The sequence below is a fragment of the Hymenobacter sp. ISL-91 genome (genome assembly GCF_018613725.1).
Lineage (GTDB): Bacteria > Bacteroidota > Bacteroidia > Cytophagales > Hymenobacteraceae > Hymenobacter.
Window position 1 is genome coordinate 148,754 of the sequence record NZ_JAGGPS010000007.1, and the last position, 21,432, is coordinate 170,185.

The window sequence follows — 21,432 nt, forward strand, 5'->3', positions numbered from 1 at the left end:
GGGGTGGAAAACTACTCGGATTCATCTAGCTTTACGCCGGTGAACGTTTCGCAGTACATATCTCATAAGATTGACGGGGCCGATGCGGGCTCGTTCACCTCGTCGGTGACAAAGATAGCCATCATCAGCATTGCCATGGGATTGGCCGTGATGGTGGTATCGTTTGCCATTCTGGAGGGTTTCCGCAACGAAATCCAGAACAAAATCTTCTCTTTCGGCTCGCACCTGCAAATCAGCAAGTACGACACTAACAACTCGCTCGAAGCCGAGCCCATCGGACAGCCGCAGCTTATGCGCGAGTTGGGCGAGAACCCCCAGGTAGCCACTATTCAGCCTTTCGCCCGCAAAACGGCCATCATCAAAACCAAGGATGAGGTGCTGGGCGTGGTGATTAAGGGCATCGACGAAAAGACCAGCCCCTCGTCGATGCGCCAGAACCTGGCTGCCGGCAAGTTCATCTCCTTCCCCGACTCCTCAGCCAGCAACGACGTGCTGGTGTCGCGCAAGGTGGCCGACAAGCTCCGGCTCAAGGTCGGCGACAAGGCCCTGTTCTACTTTATCCAGAGTCCGCCGCGGGTGCGGCAGTTCGTGGTCAGTGGCATCTACCAAACCGGTCTCGACGAGTTCGATGAGGCCTTTGTTATCGGCGACATCCGGCAGATCCGCGACCTGAATGCCTGGCCCGACACGCTGGTGGGCGGGCTCGAAGTAACGCTCAAGGACTTCAACCGCCTCGACCCGGTAGCCGACAACCTCTACGAAAACCTGCGCTACGACCTCAAGCTCGATAAAATCACCGAGCAATATGTGCAGTTGTTCGAGTGGCTGAAGCTGCTCAACCGCAACGTAGTTATCTTCCTGGTGCTGATAATTTTCGTGGCCACTTTCAACATGGTAGCCACCATTTTCATCATGATTCTGGAGCGCACCAACATGATCGGGGTGCTCAAAGCCATTGGGGCTACCGACAACCAGATCCGGAGCATGTTCTTCTTTAGGGGCCTGAGCCTGACGGTGCGCGGCATTCTGTGGGGTAACCTGATCGGGCTGGGCTTCTGCGCCATGCAGTATTACCTGCACCTCATCCCGCTCGACCCCGAAAACTACTACATGGACCGCGTGCCGATTCATTGGGACTGGGCCATCATTCTGATGCTGAACGCGGCCACGTTCTTTACCTCCCTGCTGGCCGTGCTCATCCCAACCTACCTGATTTCGCGCATCAAACCCGTCGCGGCCATCAAGTTCGACTGATCACGGAGTAGCACGGGTTTTAGCGGATTTCACGGATTCTGTAGACGATTAAAAAAGGGCCACCCTACGCAGGGTGGCCCTTTTTCGTTCAACTCAAGGGGAGGTACCTGTGATTTAATAGTTGACCGCGCCAGCTACAAAATCCGTGAAATCCGCTTAAATCCGTGCTAATCCGTGATCTGGAGAATCAGGTTTGGGTCGGGGCACAGGGCGGCCCACGTGTCGCGCTCCGATACCAGCGCTACGCCGGGAAAGTCGCCTACGCGGCCCTGCAAATCGGCAATTACCTGGAAATGCAGGTGCGGCGGCCAGTCGCCGTTTTCGGGTGCTGGGCCGACTTCGGCGAAGGTCTGGCCCTGTTCGATGGTGAGGCCCGGGCGCAGCAGGGCCGTTTCGCGGCGCGTGAGGTGGCCGTAGAGCGTGTAGAAAATGACCCCTTCCAACTCGTGCTCCAGAATAACGGTGGGGCCGTAGTTGCCGTGGCCTTCGTTGTCGGCGAGGCTGTGTACGGTGGCCGGCAGCGGGGCCAGCACCGGCGTGCCGGCGCGCACCCACACATCGACGCCCAAATGCAGCGAGCGGGCCGGGGCGGTGGGGTCGGCGTCGAAGAGGCCGGGGCTACGGCGGTAGATTACCCGGTCTTCGAGGTAGCCGCCCACGCCAATCAGGGCGTTCTTATCGGCCAGCAGCCGGGCTACCAGCTGGTCGAAGGCGGCTGTGTCGTGTAGGTTGGCAGCCGTAAGCAGCGGGTTAGCGGCCGTAAAATCGAGGCGCGCCACCTCGGGCGCGTTCAGGTCGAGGGGCAGTACCTGCCCGAACTCGGTTTGGTGGCGGCGGAGTAAGTCGGAAAGCATTGGGGTGGGTTAAGGGAAATTGTTAAGCGGAGCGAAGGTGTAAGATGAAGGACGACATCGTTCTGTTTGTCTGGCCTGGCACCGCGCCAATCAGTTCCGCCTCACATTCCGTACAAGAAACAAATATCGAATTACGAACTTTGTGTTCAAACCCACCCCGAAAGTTCTGATAGCCCCTATGAGTAGCCCTTACCTGACGCTGAACGTTGTTGAACTGACCCAGGAAACCCCCGACGCCGTTACCATCCATTTCGAGCGGCCCGACCGCCAGCCCGTTGCCTGCCAGCCGGGCCAGTTCCTGACCCTGATTTTGCCCTGCGGACCCGGTGGTAAAAAGGAGCGCCGCGCCTATTCGCTCAGCAGCACCCCGGGCGAGGCCCCACGCCTGGCCGTTACGATAAAGCGCGTAACGGGCGGTTTGGTGAGCAATTACCTGCTCGACACTGTGCAAGTAGGCCAGCAACTGGAGGTAATGGCCCCGCTGGGCAACTTCGTGCTGGCGCCCCAGCCTCAGGCGGCGCGCTCCATTGTGCTGGTGGGGGCCGGCTCGGGCATTACCCCGCTCATGAGTATGCTCAAAGCCATTCTCCGCGACGAGCCCAAAAGCCACGTGCTGCTCATTTATGGCAACCGCAACGAGGATTCGGTGATTTTTGCTGACCAGCTGCAGAAGTTGGAGCAGCAGTACGCCGGCCGCTTCCAGATCGAGCACGTCTTCAGCCAGCCCCTGCGCCCGTCGGCCGAGCACAAGCACACGGGCCGCCTCAACCGCACCACGCTGCTGCGCATTCTGGAGCAGCGCCACCAGTTTCCGGCTGCCCAGGCCGAGTATTTCCTCTGCGGCCCCGATGGCCTGATGCTGGAAGCACAATCGGCGCTGGAGCTGCTGGGCGTGCCACTTGCCCGCGTGCGCCGCGAGAGTTTCGTGGCCGCCGCCGACACGGCCGAGGCTGCGGCTCAGTCGGGCGGACACGGCGACGTATCGGCCGCTGCCGATGAGGAGCAAAGCAGCTCCCGCAACGTCACCATTCACTACGAGGGCGCTGAGTACCAGTTCGAGGTCAGCCCCGAGCAGACCATTCTCGAAGCCGCCCTCGACCAGGACATCGACCTGCCCTACAGCTGCCAGGCGGGCCTGTGTACTGCCTGCCGCGGCAAGTGCCTCTCGGGCAAAGTCCACCTCGACGAGCGCGAAGGACTTTCCGACTCCGAGATGAACCAGGGCTATGTGCTCACCTGCGTTGGCCACCCGCTCACGAGCGACGTGGTGATTGAGATTGGCTAGGCTGTTTTAAGAAACTGGAATGGCCAGTAGCGCGAAGCTGGAGCTTCGCGCTACTGGCCATTCTGGCCCCCCGCTTCCAAACTTTCCAGCTTCCCCGAAATGCCCCCTTCTATGCCCGCCGCCACCCTTGCTACCGACACCCAGCGGCCCCCGCGCCAGTACCTGCCCGAGTCGTTTACCGTGACCGACTGGGCCACGATAGAGCCGTATTTTCTGGAGTTGCGCGACCGGGAGGTGGGCTCGGTTGCCGAGTTGGAGCGTTGGCTGCTGAACCGCTCGGAACTGGAGGCAGTGCTCGGCGAAGATTTGGCCTGGCGCTACATCCGCATGACCTCCGACACCCAGGACAATGCGCGCACCGAGGCGTTTCAGTTTTTCGTGAACGAGATTGAGCCGCACGTTGCGCCCCACGACCACGCGCTCAACGAAAAGATGCTGGCCTCGGCGTTTCTGAGCGAGTTGGATGAAAACCGCTACCGGGTGTTTGTGCGGTCGGTACGGCAGGCGCTGGCCATCTACCGGCCCGAAAACGTGCCGCTCAAAACCGAAATCAGCACCCAGCAGCAGCAGTACGCCGCCCTGGCCGGGGCCATGACCGTAACGCTCGACGGCGAGGAGCTGACCCTGCCCCGCGCCGCCGACCGCCTCAAAAGCCCCGACCGGCAGGTGCGCGAAACCGCTTGGCGGGCCGTGCAGGAACGCCGCCTGCAGGATGCCAAGGCCCTTGATGAGCTGTATACCCGCCTGATCGGGCTACGCCACCAGATGGCGCTGAACGCGGGTTTCGCCAACTTCCGCGACTATATGTTTGCCGCCCTGGGCCGCTTCGACTACACGCCCCAGGATACGCTGAACTTCCACCGCGCCATCCGCGAAACCGTGGTTCCCCTCATCGACAACCTCGACCTGGAGCGCCGCCAGGACCTAGCGCTGGCCGAGCTGCGCCCCTGGGACCTGGATGTGGACGTATCGGGGAAGGCCCCGCTGCGGCCGTTTGAGACGGGGGCCGAGTTGCTGGAGAAAACAACCGTCGTCTTCGACCGACTCGACCCATTTCTGGGCCAGTGCCTGCGCACAATGGGCCAGATGGGCAACCTCGACCTGGAAAGCCGCAAGGGCAAGGCCCCCGGCGGCTACAACTACCCGCTCGACGAAACAGGGGTGCCTTTCATCTTTATGAATGCCACCAGCAGCCTGCGCGATGTGGTAACCATGCTGCACGAGGGCGGCCACGCCGTGCATAGCTTCCTCACGCGCCGCCTGCCGCTGGGCGCCGACAAGCACCCGCCTTCCGAAGTAGCCGAACTGGCTTCCATGAGCATGGAGCTGCTCAGCCTCGACCACTGGGACGTGTTTTTCTCCAACCCCGACGAGCTGCGGCGGGCCAAGCGCACCCACCTCGAAAGCGTGCTCGAAACCTTCCCGTGGGTGGCCACCATCGACAAGTTTCAGCACTGGGTGTACGAGAATCCAACCCACACCGAGGAGCAGCGCCACGCCCGCTGGGTCGAGCTGTTCGACGAGTTCAACCAGCGTACCGTGAGCTGGAAAGGACTGGAGCATATCAAGCCTTACCTCTGGCAGAAGCAGCTGCACCTCTACGAAGTGCCGTTTTACTACATCGAGTACGCCATGGCCCAGCTCGGCGCCATTGCCGTGTGGCGCAACTACCGCCAGAACCCGCAGGATGCCTTAGCTGGCTACCAGCGCGCCTTGGCCCTCGGCTATACCGCGCCCATCGGCGACATCTACGCGGCGGCTGGCATCCGCTTCGATTTCAGCACCGAATACCTGCGTACCCTGGCCGACTTCGTACAGGATGAAATGGCAAAAATATAGCGGCTGCTCCTTTGCAGAAGAATAGGAGGGTAATAAACAATTTTGATTGATTGTCAGGCCATTGAACGGTGAACAGCGCGAACTGAGGTGAAAAGTACCGCCTTTGCTTGCACCGTCCGAATAAGCCTGCTACTTTTGCACTCCCTTCTGAAAAGGCTTTGGCCTGGTGGAGTGGACTGATTCTGTAGCTCAGCTGGTAGAGCAATACACTTTTAATGTATGGGTCCTGGGTTCGAATCCCAGCGGGATCACCAAAACCCCTTGCTACGTTTCGTAGTGAGGGGTTTTTCGTTGATAGGGCTGATGCCGGCCGGCCACGTATCTTGCAGCCATGAAAATTTTGCTGGTTGAAGACGAACCTAAGGTAGCCGCGTTTCTGCATCAGGGCCTGAGCGAACAGCACCACCAGGTAGATTTGGCGGCCGACGGTCTGCTGGGCCTGCGCCTGGCCAAGCAAGGAGGCTACGATTTGCTCATCCTCGACACGCTGCTACCGGGCCTGAACGGACTGGAAGTGTGCCGGCAGGTGCGGGCCCAGAACACGGGTGTGCCCATCCTCATGCTGACGGCCCTGGGCGAAACCGACGACAAAATCCGGGGCCTCGACGCCGGGGCCGACGACTACCTGGTGAAGCCCTTTGCGTTTCAGGAGTTGCTGGCCCGCATCCGGGCCCTCACGCGCCGCCGCCACGATGTAACCCCGGCCGGGGGTACGCTCCAACTGGCCGACCTCACCCTCGATCCGGCCAGCAAAATGGTACACCGGGCCGGCCAGCCCATCCAACTAACGGCCCGCGAGTTTGCCTTGCTCGAATACCTGCTGCGCAACCAGAACCGGGTGGTGTCGCGGGTAGATATTCTGGAGCAGGTCTGGGATACGAGCTTCGATACCGGCTCCAACGTCATTGATGTGTACATCAACTTCCTGCGTAAAAAGCTCGATAAAGACTTCACGCCCAAGCTCATCCACACGCTTGTGGGCATGGGCTACGTGATGAAGGAAGAGTAAATGAGTTGCTATTTGGCAGGATGCAACTCCATCCAGTGCCAGCCAGCTAACCCCCGGCAACCAACAACCGAAAACTAACTGATGACAATTCGGGCGCGGCTTACGGTGCAGTTTGCAGCCATTTTGGTGGTTACGCTGCTGCTGTTTGCCGCCGTAATCTACTTTTTTACTTACCAGTCGCGGCACGAAGCGTTTACCGAAAGCCTGTTTTCGCGGGCCCGGGTGGTTGCGCATGTGTACCTCGATGGCACGCGCCGCGGCGACGAGCGTAGCCGGGCATCGTACCGCCGCTACCTGCGGCAGTTTTACCGCACGTTGCCAGCCGAAGAGGTATACGTGTTTGACGCCCGCAACCGGGTGGTGTTTCGCGAGGGCCGCAAGGGCAAGAATGTGCCGGTTACCCTGTTGCAGCAGGTGCGCCAAACCGGCCGGGAGGTACGGTTCAAGGGCCGTTTCCATCAAACAGTGGGCCTGCTTTACAAGGAGCCCGGCCGGGGCAACTTTGTGGTGGTAGCTTCATCGGCAGATGCCGACAGCAAAGAAAAGCTGGGCAACCTGCTAACGGTACTCACCTTCGGGTTACTGGTTTCGCTTGTAGTAGTAGGGATTGGGGGGCTGGTTTTTGCCGGTCAGGCGCTTATGCCCATGAAGCGTATCATTCGCGAGGTGGATAGCATAACGGCTTCCGACCTGCATCAGCGCCTGAGCCCTGGCCAGGGTCGCGACGAAGTGTCGTTGCTGGCCCAGCGCTTCAACAGCCTGCTCGATCGGCTCGAAACAGCTTTTGTAGGCCAGCGAACCTTTGTGCGCGACGCTTCGCACGAGTTGCGTACGCCTCTTGCCGCTATTATCGGGCAGCTCGAAGTAGCCCTGCTCCAGCAGGAGCGCACCCCCGAAGAGTACCAGCGGGTGCTGCGCACCACGCTCGATGCGGCCCGGCTACTCAAAGACCTGACCAACGGCCTGCTTCAGATTGCCCGCGCCTCCGACGACCCCAGCCAGGTACCACGCAGCCGGCTGCGCCTCGACGAGCTGCTGCTGCAGGCTTACGAAGAGTTGCACCGGCGTCATCCCACCCGACGCATCGACCTCGATTTCCACGAAACCCCCGGTGTGGCAGCTGCCGTGCCGTTTGCCGTGCTCGGCAACGAGGCGCTGGTGCTGGTGGCCTTCCTCAATATTCTGGAAAACGCCTGCAAATTCACCGCTACCAATCCGGCTGCTCCCATTGTGGCCACGCTTACCGCCACCCGTAGTCACATCCAGCTGCTCGTCGTCGACCAGGGACCGGGCATGAGTGAGGCCGACCGCCAGCAGGTATTCGTGCCTTTTTTCCGGGCTGAAGCGGTACGGACCGTGCCCGGCCATGGTATCGGCCTGCCGCTTACGGCCAAAATAATGGAGCTGCATGGCGGACGCGTAGAAGTGGCCAGTACTCTGGGCCAGGGTACCCGTGTACAGCTCAGCTTCCCGGCAGCCGGTTAGCTGCCTGACAATTTGGTAGATACTTCAAAACCTAAAAGGGGGCTAAATACGAAAAAAATAGCAGTAGGTACATAAATTAAATATCTGTAAGAAAGGTGTTTACATAGTTTTAATCGGGCTTTAATTCATTTTTAACCAGAGTTTAACGAGCCGGCCGTACTGTTGCATTAGGGGGGTGATTTCGCTCAAGTGAGTGGATTGCCCTCCTGATTTTCTGCACTGCATCCCCTCGTTATGATAAAAAATGCACCGGCCCCGAACAAGGAGGCTGTTCCGGTCGTTTCCGACCGCCTTCCATCACCGTTTAGTTCGCTGAGCCAGGATTTACCTGCCGGACTGGTGGTATTTCTGGTGGCATTGCCGCTATGCCTGGGCATTTCCCTGGCTTCGGGCGCACCGCTGCTGTCGGGTGTAATTGCCGGTATTGTGGGCGGCGTGGTCGTGTCCTGGCTTAGTGGCTCGGCTTTGAGTGTAAGCGGTCCGGCGGCCGGCCTCACAGCCATTATTGTAGCAGGTATTGCTACGCTGGGCTCATTTGAAGCCATGCTGGCAGCCACGGTAATGGCTGGCATTCTGCAGGTTGGCTTGGGCATAGCCCGGGCTGGTATCATCGGCCTCTACTTTCCTACCTCGGTTATTCGCGGTATGCTGGCTGCTATCGGCCTGATTCTGATTCTAAAGCAGATTCCTCATTTTTTGGGGGTTGATGCCGACTATTTCGAGGACCTGACCTTTACGCAACTCGACGGTTTTAACACCTTCAGCGAGATTGGCAATGCCCTGCAAAACATTCAGCCTGGTCCGGCTACAGTGGGTTTTGTAGCATTGGGGCTGTTGCTGTTCTGGGATAAGGTGCTGAGCAAGCGCGTGAAAGTGGCCAAGCTGGTGCCGGGGGCACTGGTAGTAGTAGTGGTAGCTATTCTGCTCAACGAGGCCTTCCGGGGCATGGCGCCCGGCCTGCTGATTGGCTCGGAGCACTTGGTGAGCCTGCCGCCCATCAACTCGCTGCAGGATGCGGCCGGACTTATTACAACCCCCGACTGGACGGCTTTCAGCCGCCCCGAAACCTACACGGTGGCGTTTACCATTGCTATTGTAGCCTCGCTCGAAACCCTGCTTAGCGTAGAAGCTGTCGATAAGCTCGACCCGCACAAGCGTAATACGCCCACCAACCGCGAAATGATGGCCCAAGGCGCGGGCAATATGATTAGCGGCCTGCTAGGTGGTTTGCCTATGACGGCTGTTATCGTCCGCAGCTCGGCCAACATTAATGCTGGTGCCCAAACCCGGATGTCGGCCTTTTTCCACGGCTTGTTGTTGCTCGTGAGCCTGCTGTTTCTGGCCCCGTTACTCAACCGGATTCCGTTGTCGGCGCTGGCGGCCATTTTGCTCGTTATCGGCTATAAGCTCACCAACCCTACGCTGTACCGTACCCAGTGGAAGCTAGGGCTGCAGCAGTTCCTACCCTTTATCATCACCATTGTTGCCATTATGTTCACCGATCTGCTCAAGGGAGTGGTAATGGGCCTGGTAGTAGGAGTCTTTTATATCCTCAAAGCCAATTACGATTCGGCCTACTTCCGCAGCGAGCCAGGACAGGCAGCCGATGGTCCTATTGTTCTGCGGCTGGCCGAGCAGGTGTCGTTTCTGAACAAAGCCAGCATCATGCGGGCTCTGGAAGAACTACCGCACGATACGCGTGTAGTTGTCGACGGCTCCGACTCGGTACATATTGATTACGATGTGCTGGAGGCCATCGAAAACTTCCGTCGGGGAGCACCCGAGCGGGGCATTGAGGTAGAGCTGCGCAATATTCCTCAGGTAGAGGTAATGGGCCACTAAGGGCAGGCAAATAAGGGCCTCCGGTTGGCGCTACATCGTGCTGGCAGGTATGAGCTCTGTATAGTTTGATTGAAAATACACCGGTTACTCAACTTCAACCAATGGAAGAAATACTAGAAAATAACCGCCGCTGGGCGGCCCAGAGCCGGCAGGCTGACCCTGAGTTTTTCAGCCGGCTGGCCAACGGACAGAAGCCTAAGTACCTCTTTATCGGCTGTTCCGATTCCCGGGTATCTGCTTCGGCCATAACCGGTACCGGCCCTGGCGAGATGTTCGTGCATCGCAACATTGCCAACCTGGTGGTGCCTACCGATTTCAATCTGCTCTCGGTGTTGCAGTACGCTGTGGAAGTGCTTAAAGTAGAGATGGTGGTTGTGTGCGGCCACTACGGTTGCGGTGGTGTAACTGCAGCGGCCGGCGACAAGCAATACGGCCTGATCGATGGCTGGCTGACCGGCATCCGCGACGTTATCCGGCTGCACGAAACGGAGTTTTCAGGCATTCAGGATGAAGCGGCCCGGTTACGACGTCTCGTGGAGTTGAACGTGATTGAGCAGGTACGCAACCTGACCAAAACCAGCATCATCCAGAACGCGCTGCGAGGCCCCAACCCCCCAAAGCTTTACGGCCTCGTCTACGATATCAATGACGGTCTGCTGAAGGATTTGCAGGTGGAAAACGAAAGCCTTGCTGACCTGGACCCCATTTACGGTATTATGTCTGCTGAAGAGAAGTCGGTGGCCCAGGAGGCTTCTGCCGCTTTCTCCAACTCATAAGTCAACGCCCTCGCCCTGTTGCCGCAGATATGGCGCTAACGAGAAGGCAAGCGGCCGTGCGAAATAGATGCATGGGTTTGCTACCCTTCCGGCATAAAAGCCGTCTGCGGTTATTGTGGGCAACCAAACATCTGGGCGCATTCTGAGGGGAGTGTGCCCGGATGGCTGAAACCGCTGTGCCTGTCAGGTGCGGCGGTTTTTTGCGTCCGCACGTTTGGGTCGGGACACCATAGCTTCCGGTAGCGGCATCTCCTTCTTACCCGCCACGAAGAGTAGTCGATTAGATGGCTGGAAGCAAGTGATTTATTGTAATGACTTGAATTATAATTAATTGCAATGTTTAGGTGTAACCAAAGTTGCTTTAAAGCAGTCTACCCTATGGCTGCGGTTAGCTGCAGCCTAGTGCCTGCGCTTGCTTCCCAACTCTTTCGATATGCCTGCTCCCCTGTCATCCGACCGACTCAAAAACCAGATTGCCCTGATTACGGGCGGCAGCTCCGGCATTGGCGCGGGAGTAGCTAAGGCTATGGCCGCCGAGGGCGCAACGGTCGTGGTGAACTTCGCCCATAGCGCCGACGAGGCGGCGGCGGTAGTGAAGGAGATTACCGATGCCGGGGGGCAGGCCGTGCCGTTTCGGGCAGATGTGAGCAAGGAAGACGATGTGCTGCGCATGTTCGATTTTGTGCGCGAGAAGTTCGAGACCCTGCACATTCTGGTCAATAATTCGGGCATTCAAATGGACGCCAAGTTCGTGGACATGACCCTGGAGCAGTGGCAAAAGGTAATCGACGTAAACCTGACGGGGCAGTTCTTGTGTGCCCGTGAGGCGGCCCGCGAGTTTCTGCGCCGCGGCATGCAGGAGGAAATTTCGAGTGCGCTGGGTAAGATTATCTGCATGAGCTCGGTGCACGAGGTAATTCCGTGGGCCGGGCACGTAAACTATGCCACCAGCAAGGGCGGCATTATGCTGCTGATGAAGAGCATGGCCCAGGAGCTGGCTCCCGACAAAATCCGCATCAATAGCATTGCGCCGGGCGCTATTGCCACGCCCATCAACCTCACGGCCCGCGACACGCCCGAGGAAGAAAAGTCGCTGCTCACGCTCATTCCCTACGGCCGCATTGGCCAACCCCTCGATATTGGCAAGGTAGCCGTGTGGCTGGCTTCCGACGAGTCGGATTATGTAACCGGCACCAGCATTTTCGCCGATGGTGGCATGACCCTGTATCCGGGCTTTGCCGATAATGGCTGAAGCGTTTAGTCGTCAGTTGCTAGTTGTCAGTTGCTAGTTGTCAGTTGTTGGTTGTCCGGCTGTTCAGCGCCACCTTGCTACTGAACAGCCGGACAACTGACAACTAGCAACTGACAACTAAGAACCCCCAACGCATGAACCAGGAGCAGCAGCGGCAGCAGGAACTGCGCGATGGTAAGGCCAAGTGGCACCGCTTCGGCCCGTACGTATCGGACAGGCAATGGGGTACCGTGCGCGAAGACTACTCGGCCGATGGCCAGCCCTGGACCTACACTACCCACGACATGGCCCGCTCGTACGCCTACCGCTGGGGCGAAGAGGGCATTGGCGGCATCTGCGACGACGAGCAGCTACTGTGCTTGGCACCGGCCTTCTGGAACGGGCAGGATGCTATTCTGAAGGAGCGGCTGTTTGGGCTGGCCGGCCCCGAAGGTAACCACGGCGAAGACGTAAAGGAGCTGTACTACTACCTCGACAGCACGCCTACTCATTCCTACATGCGGATGCTCTACAAGTATCCGCAGCACGCTTTTCCGTACGACTGGCTGGTAACCGAAAACGCCCGGCGCGGCCGCGACAAGCCCGAATTCGATCTGATTGATACGCTCGTTTTCAAGCAGAACCGCTACTTCGATATTGTGATTGAATATGCCAAAGCCGGCCCCGACGACCTGCTGCTGCAGATAACAGTGCACAACCGCGGCGACCAGCCCGCCCCGCTGCATGTGTTGCCCCAGCTGTGGCTGCGCAACACCTGGGCCTGGGGCTACAACCAGTACCGGCCCGAGTTGCGGGCATCCGAATCGGATGCTTCTATAGCCGTCGACCACACCAGCCTGCCCGGCCTGGAGCTGTACTGCGAGCCGGCTGGTAAGCAGATGCCCGAACTGCTGTTCTGCGACAACGAAACCAACGCCCAACGCCTTTTCAACTCGGAAAACCCGTCGGCCTACTGCAAAGATGGCATCAATGACTACCTGCTTCACGGCCAGGAGCAGGCCGTAAATCCGGCCCGCCGGGGCACCAAGGCCGCCGCGCATTACCTGCTGGAGGTACCGGCCGGCGAAAGCCGCACCGTGCGGCTGCGGCTGGCGGCCCCCGGCCTCGCGCAGCCCTTCGCCGATTTTGCCCCCTTGCTGGAGCAGCGCCAGCAGGAGGCCGATGCCTATTACCACGAGCTGCAGAAGGGGGTGGAGAGTGCCGACGCCCGCAACGTGCAGCGCCAGGCGCTGGCCGGCATGCTCTGGAGCAAGCAGTACTACTACTACGATGTGGCCCAGTGGCTGCGCGGCGACCCTGCCTTGCCCGAGCCGCCCGCCAGCCGCCTGCACGGACGCAACCACAACTGGAAGCAGCTCAACAACGCCGACATCATCTCAATGCCCGACAAGTGGGAGTATCCGTGGTATGCGGCCTGGGACTTGGCTTTTCATTGCCTGCCGCTGGCCATGGTTGATGCTGACTTTGCCAAAAATCAGCTCCGGCTACTGTGCCGCGACTGGTACATGGCTCCTAATGGCCAGCTGCCGGCCTACGAGTGGAAGTTTAGTGATGTAAACCCGCCGGTGCACGCCTACGCCACCTGGCGGGTGTACAAAATCGACCAGAAACAGCGCGGCGGCACCGGCGACACGGTGTTTCTGGAAAGCGTCTTCCATCGGCTGCTGCTCAACTTTACCTGGTGGGTGAACCGCAAAGACCGCGACAACCGCAACGTATTCGAAGGGGGCTTTCTGGGCCTCGACAACATTGGCGTATTCGACCGCTCGGCCCCGCTGCCCACCGGTGGCTACATCGAGCAGGCCGACGGCACGGCCTGGATGGCCATGTTTGCCCTCAACATGATGCGCATTGCCCTGGAGTTGGCCCGCACCAACCCCGTGTATCAGGATCTGGCCAGCAAGTTTTTCGAGCATTTCCTGTACATCGCCCAGGCCATGACCCGCGTGTCGGATGAAAGTATCGACATGTGGGACGACGAGGACGGGTTCTACTACGACGTGCTGAATACGCCCGACAGTGGCCGCTTTCCGTTGCGGGTGCGCTCTATGGTGGGCCTCATTCCGTTGTTTGCCGTGGAGGTGCTCGATACGGCTACCCTACAGGATGTGCCTTGGTTTGTAAGCCGGCTGAACTGGTTTCTGGACAACCGCCCCGAGCTGGCCGCTTTGGTAAGCCGCTGGCAGGAGCCAGGCAAAGGCCAGAGCCACCTGCTGAGCCTGTTGCGCGGCCACCGCATGAAACTGCTGCTGCGCCGCATGCTCGACGAGGCCGAGTTCCTGTCTGAGCACGGCGTGCGCAGCCTCTCACGCTACCACCTGCAGCACCCATATGTGTTCGATCATGAAGGGGACGTAAACGCGAAGGTTACGTACGAGCCGGCTGAGTCTACCACGTCGCTGTTCGGGGGCAACAGCAACTGGCGCGGCCCCGTCTGGATGCCCACCAACTTCATGATTATCGAGTCGTTGCAGCGGTTTTACCACTATTATGGCCCCGAGTTCAAGGTGGAATACCCCACGGGCTCGGGCACATACTGCACGATTCTCGAAATCTCACAGGCGCTATCCGAGAGGCTCATTAGCTTATTTCTGCGCGATGGAAATGGCCAGCGGGCCTGTTTCGGGGCCAACCAGCAGTTGCAGACCGACCCCCATTTCCGCGACCACCTGCTTTTTCACGAGTACTTCAATGGCGACACCGGCGAGGGCCTCGGCGCCACTCACCAAACCGGCTGGACTGGCCTCGTGGCCAAGCTCATTCAGCCCCACACCGATGAGATGCCGGGGATGCCGAAATGAGGCCGGGCGTCTGCGTAGCGTCCTCAACACGGTTTGTCCCCGATTCTAAATCCCTGAACTATGGAATGGCTTGATTTTACAACTCCCATCACCGACGGCATGGCCTACTGGCCCGATAATGCGCCGGTGCGCATCCGGCGCACCCTGAGCATGGCCGATGGCGCGGCGGCCAACGTGTCGGAAATTAGCATGAGCGTGCATACGGGCACGCACGTTGATGCGCCGCTGCACTTCCTGGCCGACGGCTCCGACGCAGCCAGCCTCGATTTAAGCCACCTGATGGGACCGGCGCTAGTGGTAGCCGTCGATTCGGAAAAGGTTATTGCCCTGGCCGACGTGGAGCACCTAACGCTGGAGAAAGGCGCACGGGTGCTGTTCAAAACCCGCAACTCAGCCCGCAACTGGTCAACAGAGCCCTTCGACCCCGACTTTGTGCGCCTGGGAGCCGAAGCCGCCACCTGGCTGCGCGAGAAAGGCGTAGTGTGCGTGGGCGTCGATTACCTCTCGGTCGGCAACGCCGATACCCATCATATTCTGTTGGGCTCGGGCATCAGCGTCATTGAGGGGCTGGCGTTGCAGCACGCGCAGCCCGGCGAGTACGAGCTGCTGTGCCTGCCGCTGAAAATAAAAGGCACCGATGGGGCGCCCGCCCGCGTACTGGCCCGTTGGGTCGAGGCAGGGTAGACAAACTGTCATTGCGAGGAGGTAAGACGAAGCAATCCGCTCGTACAAAACACGAAGCCTCGGAAAGAAATAAACTCCAACCGCAGGGCTTTTCGCTTATCAGGGCTTTGGGCATTGTCCCCATGGATTGCTTCGTCGTGCCTCCTCGCAATGACAGCTCATTCACCAACTCACGCATTCACCGCATGAAAAAGACGCAAATAGGAATTATCGGCTTAGGGAAGATGGGGGCGGGCCTGGCCCTGCAGGCCGTTGAGAAGGGCTACCCCGTAGTGGGCATGGACATCCGGCCCCGGCCCGACCTCGAAACTGAAAACCTGCGCGTGGTAGGCACCGTGGCCGAGCTGGCGCAGCAACTGGAGCGCCCGCGCAAGGTATTCCTCTACATTCCGGCCGGCGCGGCTGTCGATGGCCTGCTCGACCAGCTGGAGCCGTATGTTGAGGAAGGCGACATTATCGTGGACGGCGGCAACTCCTATTGGGGCGACTCCATCCGCCGGGCCGACCGGCTCCGGCATAAGGGTATTTACTTTATCGACTGCGGCACCAGCGGCGGCCCAACCGGTGCCCGCAATGGTGCCTGCTACATGGTGAGTGGCGAAGAAGCAGCCGTAAGCCAGCTGAAAGACTTTTTTGTGGATACTGCGGTGCCCGAGGGCTTTCTGCACACTGGCCCAACTGGCACGGGCCACTACGTGAAGCTGGTGCACAATGGAATCGAGTTCGGCATGCTGCAGGCTATCGGCGAAGGCATGGGCATGCTCACGCACTTCCGCGACCAGCTCGATATCAGCGCCATTCTGGGCCTCTGGAACAACGGCTCGGTGGTGCGCTCGTGGCTCGTGCAGCTCATGAAACAGATGTACGACCAGGAAGGCGGCAGCTTCGATGTACCCAGCTACATTGAAGACACCGGCGAAGTGAACTGGCTGGTAGCCGATGCGCTGCGCATGGAAGTGCCCATTCCGGTTATTTCGCAATCCATTATGCAGCTCTTCACCTCCCGCGACCAAAACCCCACCTGGGCCAAGGCCATTGCCATGATGCGCCACGGCTTTGGCGGCCACCCTTATGGCGAAGACGAAGGACTGAAGCATGAACGGCGCTTTGGCCGCGTGGGCGAGTACGAAATGCCGAAATTTGCAAAAGGAGGGCAGCCGCAGCAAAAGGAGTGAGCCAGACCTCCTTATTCCGGCCAGGCCCAACTATCCTTTCCGTTCTGCTGTTCTTCTTCCGTGACTGACTCAACCGCTACGCCACTGCCCGCCCGCCCCGATCTGCTGCGCATCCCCTACGATGACTACCGCGTCCTGCCGGCCATTGCCAACTCCGACCTTTCGCGCCTGCGCGACGCCCTCAATGGCCGCCCGCCGCGACCCCATAGCAGCGTGGGCGGAGCGCTGGGCCTGGGCACGGCCTTCCATACGGCTCTGCTCGAACCCGACCTCTACGAGGCCGGCCAGCCCGGCATCAACGATACGCTCATCTGGTGGATGGTGGAAGGCGTGCAGCTCGACCCCGAGGTAAAGGTGCTGCTTGAGGTAGGCACGCCCGAGCCTAGCTGCATCTTCACCGAGCCGGTTACGGGTACGCTCTGCAAGCTGCGCGCCGATCTGGTCATCGACCACCCTGGCTACCCCTATACGGTTGTGGATTTCAAAACCACCATGGCCCGCGACTACAACCACTTCGTGGAGCAGTGCACCTACTACGACTACGACCGGCAGGCGGCCTTTTATGCGGATGCGCTGCAGGCTGAGCGGTTTTTGCTGATAGGCGTTCAGAAAACGGAACCCTTTAAAGTGTTTGTATATGCCGTGCCGCCGCTGATGCGTTCGGAAGGCCGGGCCAAGTACTTGCGGCTGTTGCACCTGCTACACCCCGAAGCGCCCGTGCCGCTGTCGGTGCTGCCCGCCGTGCGTACTGTGCGCCACGCGCTAAACGGCGAGCCGGATGACGAACCCGCGTAGCAGGCCACACAGCAGGATAAACAAAAATATGTGGATAAAAACTTGCAAATAATATAGCGTCTTGCTATACTTGTATAACCCCTGAATAAACGGGGTATTCCAATGCGCCACTTTCGCAATATCCGCCAGAATAATAACTCGAATAATAATCTTATTCGGGACTGGAAGGCTATTGCTCCCTGGGAAAACTAAAAATCAGTAATTGATTTTTTTCTCAAGCCTTCCTCTCCGGAAGGCTTTTTTTTGTGCCTTTGAAGCAGAAATAGCCCTGCAACGGCTGATTGCTGCGTCGGAGCTTAAATGAATTTGGTAGAATAAAAATCGAAAAAATGCTCCGGCCGGAGCAGGGAAACCTGTGTGCCTTTTTGAAAATAAAAACTCTCTCAAAACTCTTTAAAAGACAGCGCCATGATGACCACCATTACCGCCGAAATGACCACCACCGACCTGCTCGAAACCGAAGAGGCAATTAGCCTGGTAAAAAGCGTATTTGCCCGCGAGCTGGCCCGCCGCCTGCGCCTGAGCTGTGTTTCGGCCCCCATTGTCGTGCTCGATGGTACCGGCATCAACGACGACCTGAACGGGATAGAGCGGCCGGTTGCTTTCCCGGTAAAGGCCCTGGCCGAGCGCCGGGCCGTAGTGGTGCATTCGCTGGCCAAGTGGAAGCGGCTGCGGCTGCGCGAGCTGGGCATAACGGCCGGCCGTGGCCTGCTCACCGACATGCGCGCCCTGCGCCCCGACGAGGATTACTCGCCCATTCACTCCATCTATGTTGACCAGTGGGATTGGGAGCAGTGCATCACCGCCGAGCAGCGGACACCGGAGTTCCTGCGCGCTACTGTCGAGCAGATTTACGAGGCCCTGCGGGCTACCGAGGCCGAAGTGGCTGCCCGATACCCCGATATTCTGCCAGTGCTACCCGGCCGCATCACGTTTCTGCACGCCGAAGATTTGCTGCGCCAGTACCCCGAGCTTACCCCTAAAGAGCGCGAGCATGAGGCCGCCCGGCAGTACGGGGCTGTGTTTCTGATGGGCATTGGGGGCGCGCTCGGCAACGGGGAGGCCCACGACGGCCGCGCCCCCGATTACGACGACTGGAGCACCGAAACTGCCCCCGGCTACCGTGGCCTCAACGGCGACCTGCTGGTGTGGCACCCGGTGCTGCAAACGGCCCTGGAGCTGTCGTCGATGGGCATTCGGGTGGATAGCCTGGCGCTGATGCGGCAGCTGACCGTGCGCGGCTGCGAGCAGCGTCAGGAGCTGGATTTCCATGGCCGACTGCTGCGGGGCGAACTGCCCGAAAGCATTGGGGGCGGCATTGGCCAGAGCCGGGTGTGCATGTTCATGCTCCGCAAAGGCCACATTGGCGAGGTGCAGGTGAGCATCTGGCCCGAGGAAGTGCGCCGCGAAATGGCCGACGCAGGGGTTACGTTGCTGTAAGCTGCTGCGCAAAAGCTGAATGCGCGGAAGGGTGGAGAAGCAGGGCCGACGCCTGATGCTTCTCCACCCTTTTGCGTGGGGTCGGGCGTAACCGGTACCACAGGCACTGCGTTGAAGAAACGGGCTAACTGCGGTCCATACTTCCTCATTTAAAACTACCTGCTTATGGCTGCCAACGACCACGATTCCGATACTATCTACACCGAATTCAAAAACGACGTGAACATGACGGCGACGGAGCTGGAGAAGTGGCTGAAAACCGACGACTCAAAGTCGGTGGGCCAGGACAGCGGCGACGGTAGCAGCATTGGCCACCACTCGGGCGAGAAAATCGTGCAGATTCTGCAGAAGAAAAAAGCCGACCTCACCGCCGCCGACCACGACCACATGCACAAGGTGCATAGTTACATCAGCCGCCACCTGGCCCAGGGCGGCCCCGATGACAAAAGCACAACCGACACCTCGCCCTGGCGCTACTCCCTCATGAACTGGGGCCACGATCCACTGAAAAAGTAGCAACCCCAAGCTGCGCGCTATACGCCTGCCAGCACGCTGTAGGGGCGGGGACAAGCCCTGCACCGTCCGAATATTCTGTGCAAAACGATGCCACCAGAACGGATAAGCATAAAAGGTGTAGGGGCGAAGCTTGTCCCCGCCCGCCGGTGAACGATTCCTGTTGAACAAAACCGTTGCAGCGGCGCGGACGGCGGGCGGGGACAAGCCCCGCCCCTACACCGTGCTGATAAACACAAACTACCATGCTCCATAAGGCCGCAAAGCAGCCTGCGGCTATACGTGCTACACGTGTACTGTAAGTACCGGTGGAGCCGCATGCAGGGCTACCGATTCGGAGATGCTGCCCTGCAGCAGGTGGCTGAGGACGGAACGGCCGTGCGTGAGCATTACTACGAGGTCGGCATGGGCCTGCTCGGCGAAGCGTGGGATGCCGGTGCTGACGCGGGGGGCATCGAACACGTCGGGTTCGTAGTGGCTGAACTGGTGGCGCCTGGCAAATGCGTGGATGGCCTCCAGGGCCCTGGCATGGTGGCCGGCGCTGGGTACCACATCGAGCAGGTGTAGCATGGCATCCGGAAAAAGGCCTAGTAGCTGCTGCAATGTCGGTACTACCTGGTTGGCCTCGGCCGAGAAGTCGGAGGCAAATACCAGGTGGCGTACATCGAAGTTATTGACCGGATGCTTCACGGTGAGCACCGGGCAGGGTGCTTCGCGCATGATCTGCTCGGTATGCGAACTGAGGAAAAAGCGGGTCCAGGAAGTGTTTTCGTGTGCTCCCAGCACCACCAGGTCAATGTTTCGCTCGCGAACAATTTCCGGAATGGCTGTTTCGGGCTCCTCCGTGAGCACCAGCTCGTGCACCGGTACGCCGGGCGCCAGCTCCCGGGCTTGGTCCATCAGCTCGTGCATGCGGCGCTTAACGGCCTGCAGGCTTTTGAGTACGTACACATCGTTGAGGCCATGACTGCCCACCAGCCCGCCGGTGGTGGAAATATTAGAGTCGATAGGAGGGACGAAGCAGTGCAGCAACAGCAGATGCCCCCCACTGCGCTGTGCCAGCTGCAGCGCCGCCTCAAAGGCATACCGGGATTCGGGGGAGAAATCGGTGGGAACCAGAATGTTTTTCATGGTACGGTGGCGAAAGGTGGGAGAAATCTGCCGAGAACCAGCAGCAGGACAGTGTATTAATATATAGATAAAGGAATTTATTTGCAACTGCCAACGCCTCGCAAACTCCGCTGGTATTGGGCTGACATCCACCTGAAACGGCCGATTGAGTGTATTGGCCTGTTACTTTGCAGCCCCATAGCTGTTAAGGAGCCTATGACAGATTCTTCTTCGGTTATTATATTGGGGGCCGGACTTTCGGGCTTGGTGGCGGCCCGGCGGCTGGTGGCAGCCGGCCGCACCGTGCGGGTGCTGGAGGCTCGCCACCGGGTGGGCGGCCGTACCCATGCCGTGCCCGCCCTCGCCGGTGCCGCCCCCGCCGACCTGGGCGCCACCTGGGGCTGGAGCCATCAGCCGCAATTATTGGCGCTGGCACAGGAGGTACAACTCGCGCTATTCGAGCAGTTCAGCGCCGGAGCTACCGCCTACGAAACGGGCGGCGTAGTACACCGGCTGCCCAACCCATCGGGCTCGGCGGGCTACCTGCGGTTTGCGGGCGGTGCGGCGGCGCTGGCCCAGCGCCTGGCTGCGGCGCTTCCCAGTGGCACCGTGCAGCTGGGCACCCGCGCCACCGCCCTGCGGCAGCTGCCCGATGGGATAGAGGTAACAACAGAGAAAAACGGGCAGCCACGCACCTACCAGGCCGATGCAGTGGTGGTGGCGCTGCCGCCGCGCCTGGCTGCCCACAACCTGGCTTTTGAGCCCATGCTGCCCGCCGCCGTGCAGGCCGCCCAGCAGCAACTGCCTACCTGGATGAGCCACTCCATGAAAAGCCTGGTGACCTACGAAACGCCGTTCTGGCGCGACCAGGGTTGGTCGGGTTTTGCCGTGAGCCAGCAGGGGCCTCTCACAGAAATCCACGATGCCAGCCCGCCCGAAGGCCGGCTGGGCGTGCTGTTTGGGTTTTTCGCTGCGCCTCATCCGCTGCGTAGTGCTCCGCTTGCCATCCGTGAGGCAGCCGTAGTGGACCAGCTGGTGCGGGTGTTCGGGCCGGATGCTGCCCGCCCGCTGGCTTACCAGGAACTCGACTGGGCCCAAGAACCATTTACCAGCACGCCCGTCGGAAGCCCCGCCGCTATCCGTGCCGCTGCAGGGCCCACCCGAGCTGCGTACACCGCTCTGGCAGGGCCGTCTCGTCTGGGCAGGGGCTGAAACTGCCACCGGCGAGTGGGGCCGCCTCAATGGGGCCGTGGAAGCTGGCACCAGGGACGCCGGGCAGGTGCTGGCTGGCACCGGATCAAATGCCTGACAATAGTTA

At 59.8% G+C, this 21,432-nt stretch carries 18 protein-coding genes and 1 tRNA gene; 17 read left to right on the forward strand and 2 right to left on the reverse strand.

Annotation, left to right across the window (positions count from 1 at the left end):
• The first annotated feature begins 39 nt into the window (after positions 1–39).
• Positions 40–1,254, forward strand: coding sequence for an ABC transporter permease (locus tag J7E24_RS17830; RefSeq protein ID WP_215135161.1), 1,215 nt, complete (start codon positions 40–42; stop codon positions 1,252–1,254).
• 167 nt (positions 1,255–1,421) lie between these two features.
• On the opposite strand, the gene J7E24_RS03480 is transcribed toward J7E24_RS17830, so the two are convergent.
• A complete protein-coding gene (locus tag J7E24_RS03480) occupies positions 1,422–2,108 on the reverse strand; it encodes a peptidoglycan DD-metalloendopeptidase family protein (protein ID WP_215135163.1) in 687 nt (228 codons plus the stop codon).
• A gap of 178 nt (positions 2,109–2,286) precedes the next feature.
• On the opposite strand from J7E24_RS03480, the gene J7E24_RS03485 reads away from it, so the two are divergent.
• The 14 genes from J7E24_RS03485 to J7E24_RS03550 all read left to right on the forward strand — a co-directional run bounded on the left by J7E24_RS03485 (position 2,287) and on the right by J7E24_RS03550 (position 19,007).
• A complete protein-coding gene (locus J7E24_RS03485; RefSeq protein ID WP_215135165.1) occupies positions 2,287–3,393 on the forward strand; it encodes a ferredoxin--NADP reductase in 1,107 nt (368 codons plus the stop codon).
• A 99-nt stretch (positions 3,394–3,492) separates the two neighbouring features.
• Positions 3,493–5,232 carry a M3 family oligoendopeptidase gene (locus J7E24_RS03490; RefSeq protein WP_215135167.1) on the forward strand — a complete coding sequence of 580 codons (1,740 nt, stop codon included), beginning with the start codon at positions 3,493–3,495 and terminating at the stop codon, positions 5,230–5,232.
• Between the two features lie 178 nt (positions 5,233–5,410).
• Positions 5,411–5,486, forward strand: a tRNA-Lys gene (locus tag J7E24_RS03495).
• 77 nt (positions 5,487–5,563) lie between these two features.
• Positions 5,564–6,241: a response regulator transcription factor gene (locus J7E24_RS03500; RefSeq protein ID WP_215135169.1), complete on the forward strand. Its 678-nt coding sequence runs from the start codon at positions 5,564–5,566 to the stop codon at positions 6,239–6,241.
• Between the two features lie 81 nt (positions 6,242–6,322).
• Positions 6,323–7,726, forward strand: a complete 1,404-nt coding sequence (locus J7E24_RS03505) for a sensor histidine kinase (RefSeq protein WP_215135171.1) — start codon at positions 6,323–6,325, stop codon at positions 7,724–7,726.
• A gap of 234 nt (positions 7,727–7,960) precedes the next feature.
• Complete coding sequence (locus J7E24_RS03510; RefSeq protein ID WP_215135173.1) at positions 7,961–9,568, forward strand: SulP family inorganic anion transporter; 1,608 nt, start codon at positions 7,961–7,963, stop codon at positions 9,566–9,568.
• A gap of 101 nt (positions 9,569–9,669) precedes the next feature.
• Positions 9,670–10,344 (forward strand): carbonic anhydrase, encoded by a 675-nt coding sequence (locus tag J7E24_RS03515; protein WP_215135175.1) that lies wholly within the window; start codon positions 9,670–9,672, stop codon positions 10,342–10,344.
• 433 nt (positions 10,345–10,777) lie between these two features.
• Entirely contained in the window at positions 10,778–11,596 is an 819-nt protein-coding gene (locus tag J7E24_RS03520) for an SDR family oxidoreductase (protein WP_215135177.1), read from the forward strand.
• A gap of 134 nt (positions 11,597–11,730) precedes the next feature.
• A complete protein-coding gene (locus tag J7E24_RS03525) occupies positions 11,731–14,397 on the forward strand; it encodes an MGH1-like glycoside hydrolase domain-containing protein (RefSeq protein ID WP_215135179.1) in 2,667 nt (888 codons plus the stop codon).
• Positions 14,398–14,457: 60 nt separating this feature from the next.
• Positions 14,458–15,081, forward strand: coding sequence for a cyclase family protein (locus J7E24_RS03530; protein WP_215135181.1), 624 nt, complete (start codon positions 14,458–14,460; stop codon positions 15,079–15,081).
• A gap of 185 nt (positions 15,082–15,266) precedes the next feature.
• Positions 15,267–16,256, forward strand: coding sequence for an NADP-dependent phosphogluconate dehydrogenase (locus J7E24_RS03535; RefSeq protein ID WP_215135182.1), 990 nt, complete (start codon positions 15,267–15,269; stop codon positions 16,254–16,256).
• A 60-nt stretch (positions 16,257–16,316) separates the two neighbouring features.
• Positions 16,317–17,051 carry a PD-(D/E)XK nuclease-like domain-containing protein gene (locus tag J7E24_RS17835; protein WP_215135184.1) on the forward strand — a complete coding sequence of 245 codons (735 nt, stop codon included), beginning with the start codon at positions 16,317–16,319 and terminating at the stop codon, positions 17,049–17,051.
• Positions 17,052–17,462: 411 nt separating this feature from the next.
• A complete protein-coding gene (asnA, locus tag J7E24_RS03545; protein ID WP_251047002.1) occupies positions 17,463–18,491 on the forward strand; it encodes an aspartate--ammonia ligase in 1,029 nt (342 codons plus the stop codon).
• Between the two features lie 165 nt (positions 18,492–18,656).
• Positions 18,657–19,007 (forward strand): DUF3140 domain-containing protein, encoded by a 351-nt coding sequence (locus J7E24_RS03550; protein ID WP_215135186.1) that lies wholly within the window; start codon positions 18,657–18,659, stop codon positions 19,005–19,007.
• A 282-nt stretch (positions 19,008–19,289) separates the two neighbouring features.
• Here J7E24_RS03550 and J7E24_RS03555 read toward each other — a convergent pair whose 3' ends face one another.
• Positions 19,290–20,135, reverse strand: a complete 846-nt coding sequence (locus tag J7E24_RS03555; protein WP_215135188.1) for a universal stress protein — start codon at positions 20,133–20,135, stop codon at positions 19,290–19,292.
• Positions 20,136–20,330: 195 nt separating this feature from the next.
• Here J7E24_RS03555 and J7E24_RS03560 point away from each other — a divergent pair, with 195 nt between their 5' ends.
• On the forward strand, positions 20,331–21,326 hold the full coding sequence (locus J7E24_RS03560) for a flavin monoamine oxidase family protein (protein WP_215135190.1): 996 nt from the start codon (positions 20,331–20,333) through the stop codon (positions 21,324–21,326).
• Entirely contained in the window at positions 21,256–21,423 is a 168-nt protein-coding gene (locus J7E24_RS17960; RefSeq protein WP_410779717.1) for an FAD-dependent oxidoreductase, read from the forward strand. Before J7E24_RS03560 ends, J7E24_RS17960 begins: the two co-directional genes overlap by 71 nt.
• Positions 21,424–21,432: the final 9 nt, after the last annotated feature.

Coding starts and splice junctions, on each gene's coding strand:
- J7E24_RS03555 (WP_215135188.1), bottom strand. CDS start 20,135: ATGAAAAACATTCTGGTTCCCACCGATTTCTCCCCCGAATCCCGGTAT.
- J7E24_RS03510 (WP_215135173.1), top strand. CDS start 7,961: ATGATAAAAAATGCACCGGCCCCGAACAAGGAGGCTGTTCCGGTCGTT.
- J7E24_RS03525 (WP_215135179.1), top strand. CDS start 11,731: ATGAACCAGGAGCAGCAGCGGCAGCAGGAACTGCGCGATGGTAAGGCC.
- J7E24_RS03550 (WP_215135186.1), top strand. CDS start 18,657: ATGGCTGCCAACGACCACGATTCCGATACTATCTACACCGAATTCAAA.
- J7E24_RS03490 (WP_215135167.1), top strand. CDS start 3,493: ATGCCCCCTTCTATGCCCGCCGCCACCCTTGCTACCGACACCCAGCGG.
- J7E24_RS03505 (WP_215135171.1), top strand. CDS start 6,323: ATGACAATTCGGGCGCGGCTTACGGTGCAGTTTGCAGCCATTTTGGTG.
- J7E24_RS03520 (WP_215135177.1), top strand. CDS start 10,778: ATGCCTGCTCCCCTGTCATCCGACCGACTCAAAAACCAGATTGCCCTG.
- J7E24_RS03485 (WP_215135165.1), top strand. CDS start 2,287: ATGAGTAGCCCTTACCTGACGCTGAACGTTGTTGAACTGACCCAGGAA.
- J7E24_RS03530 (WP_215135181.1), top strand. CDS start 14,458: ATGGAATGGCTTGATTTTACAACTCCCATCACCGACGGCATGGCCTAC.
- asnA (WP_251047002.1), top strand. CDS start 17,463: ATGACCACCATTACCGCCGAAATGACCACCACCGACCTGCTCGAAACC.
- J7E24_RS03515 (WP_215135175.1), top strand. CDS start 9,670: ATGGAAGAAATACTAGAAAATAACCGCCGCTGGGCGGCCCAGAGCCGG.
- J7E24_RS03535 (WP_215135182.1), top strand. CDS start 15,267: ATGAAAAAGACGCAAATAGGAATTATCGGCTTAGGGAAGATGGGGGCG.
- J7E24_RS03500 (WP_215135169.1), top strand. CDS start 5,564: ATGAAAATTTTGCTGGTTGAAGACGAACCTAAGGTAGCCGCGTTTCTG.
- J7E24_RS03560 (WP_215135190.1), top strand. CDS start 20,331: ATGACAGATTCTTCTTCGGTTATTATATTGGGGGCCGGACTTTCGGGC.
- J7E24_RS03480 (WP_215135163.1), bottom strand. CDS start 2,108: ATGCTTTCCGACTTACTCCGCCGCCACCAAACCGAGTTCGGGCAGGTA.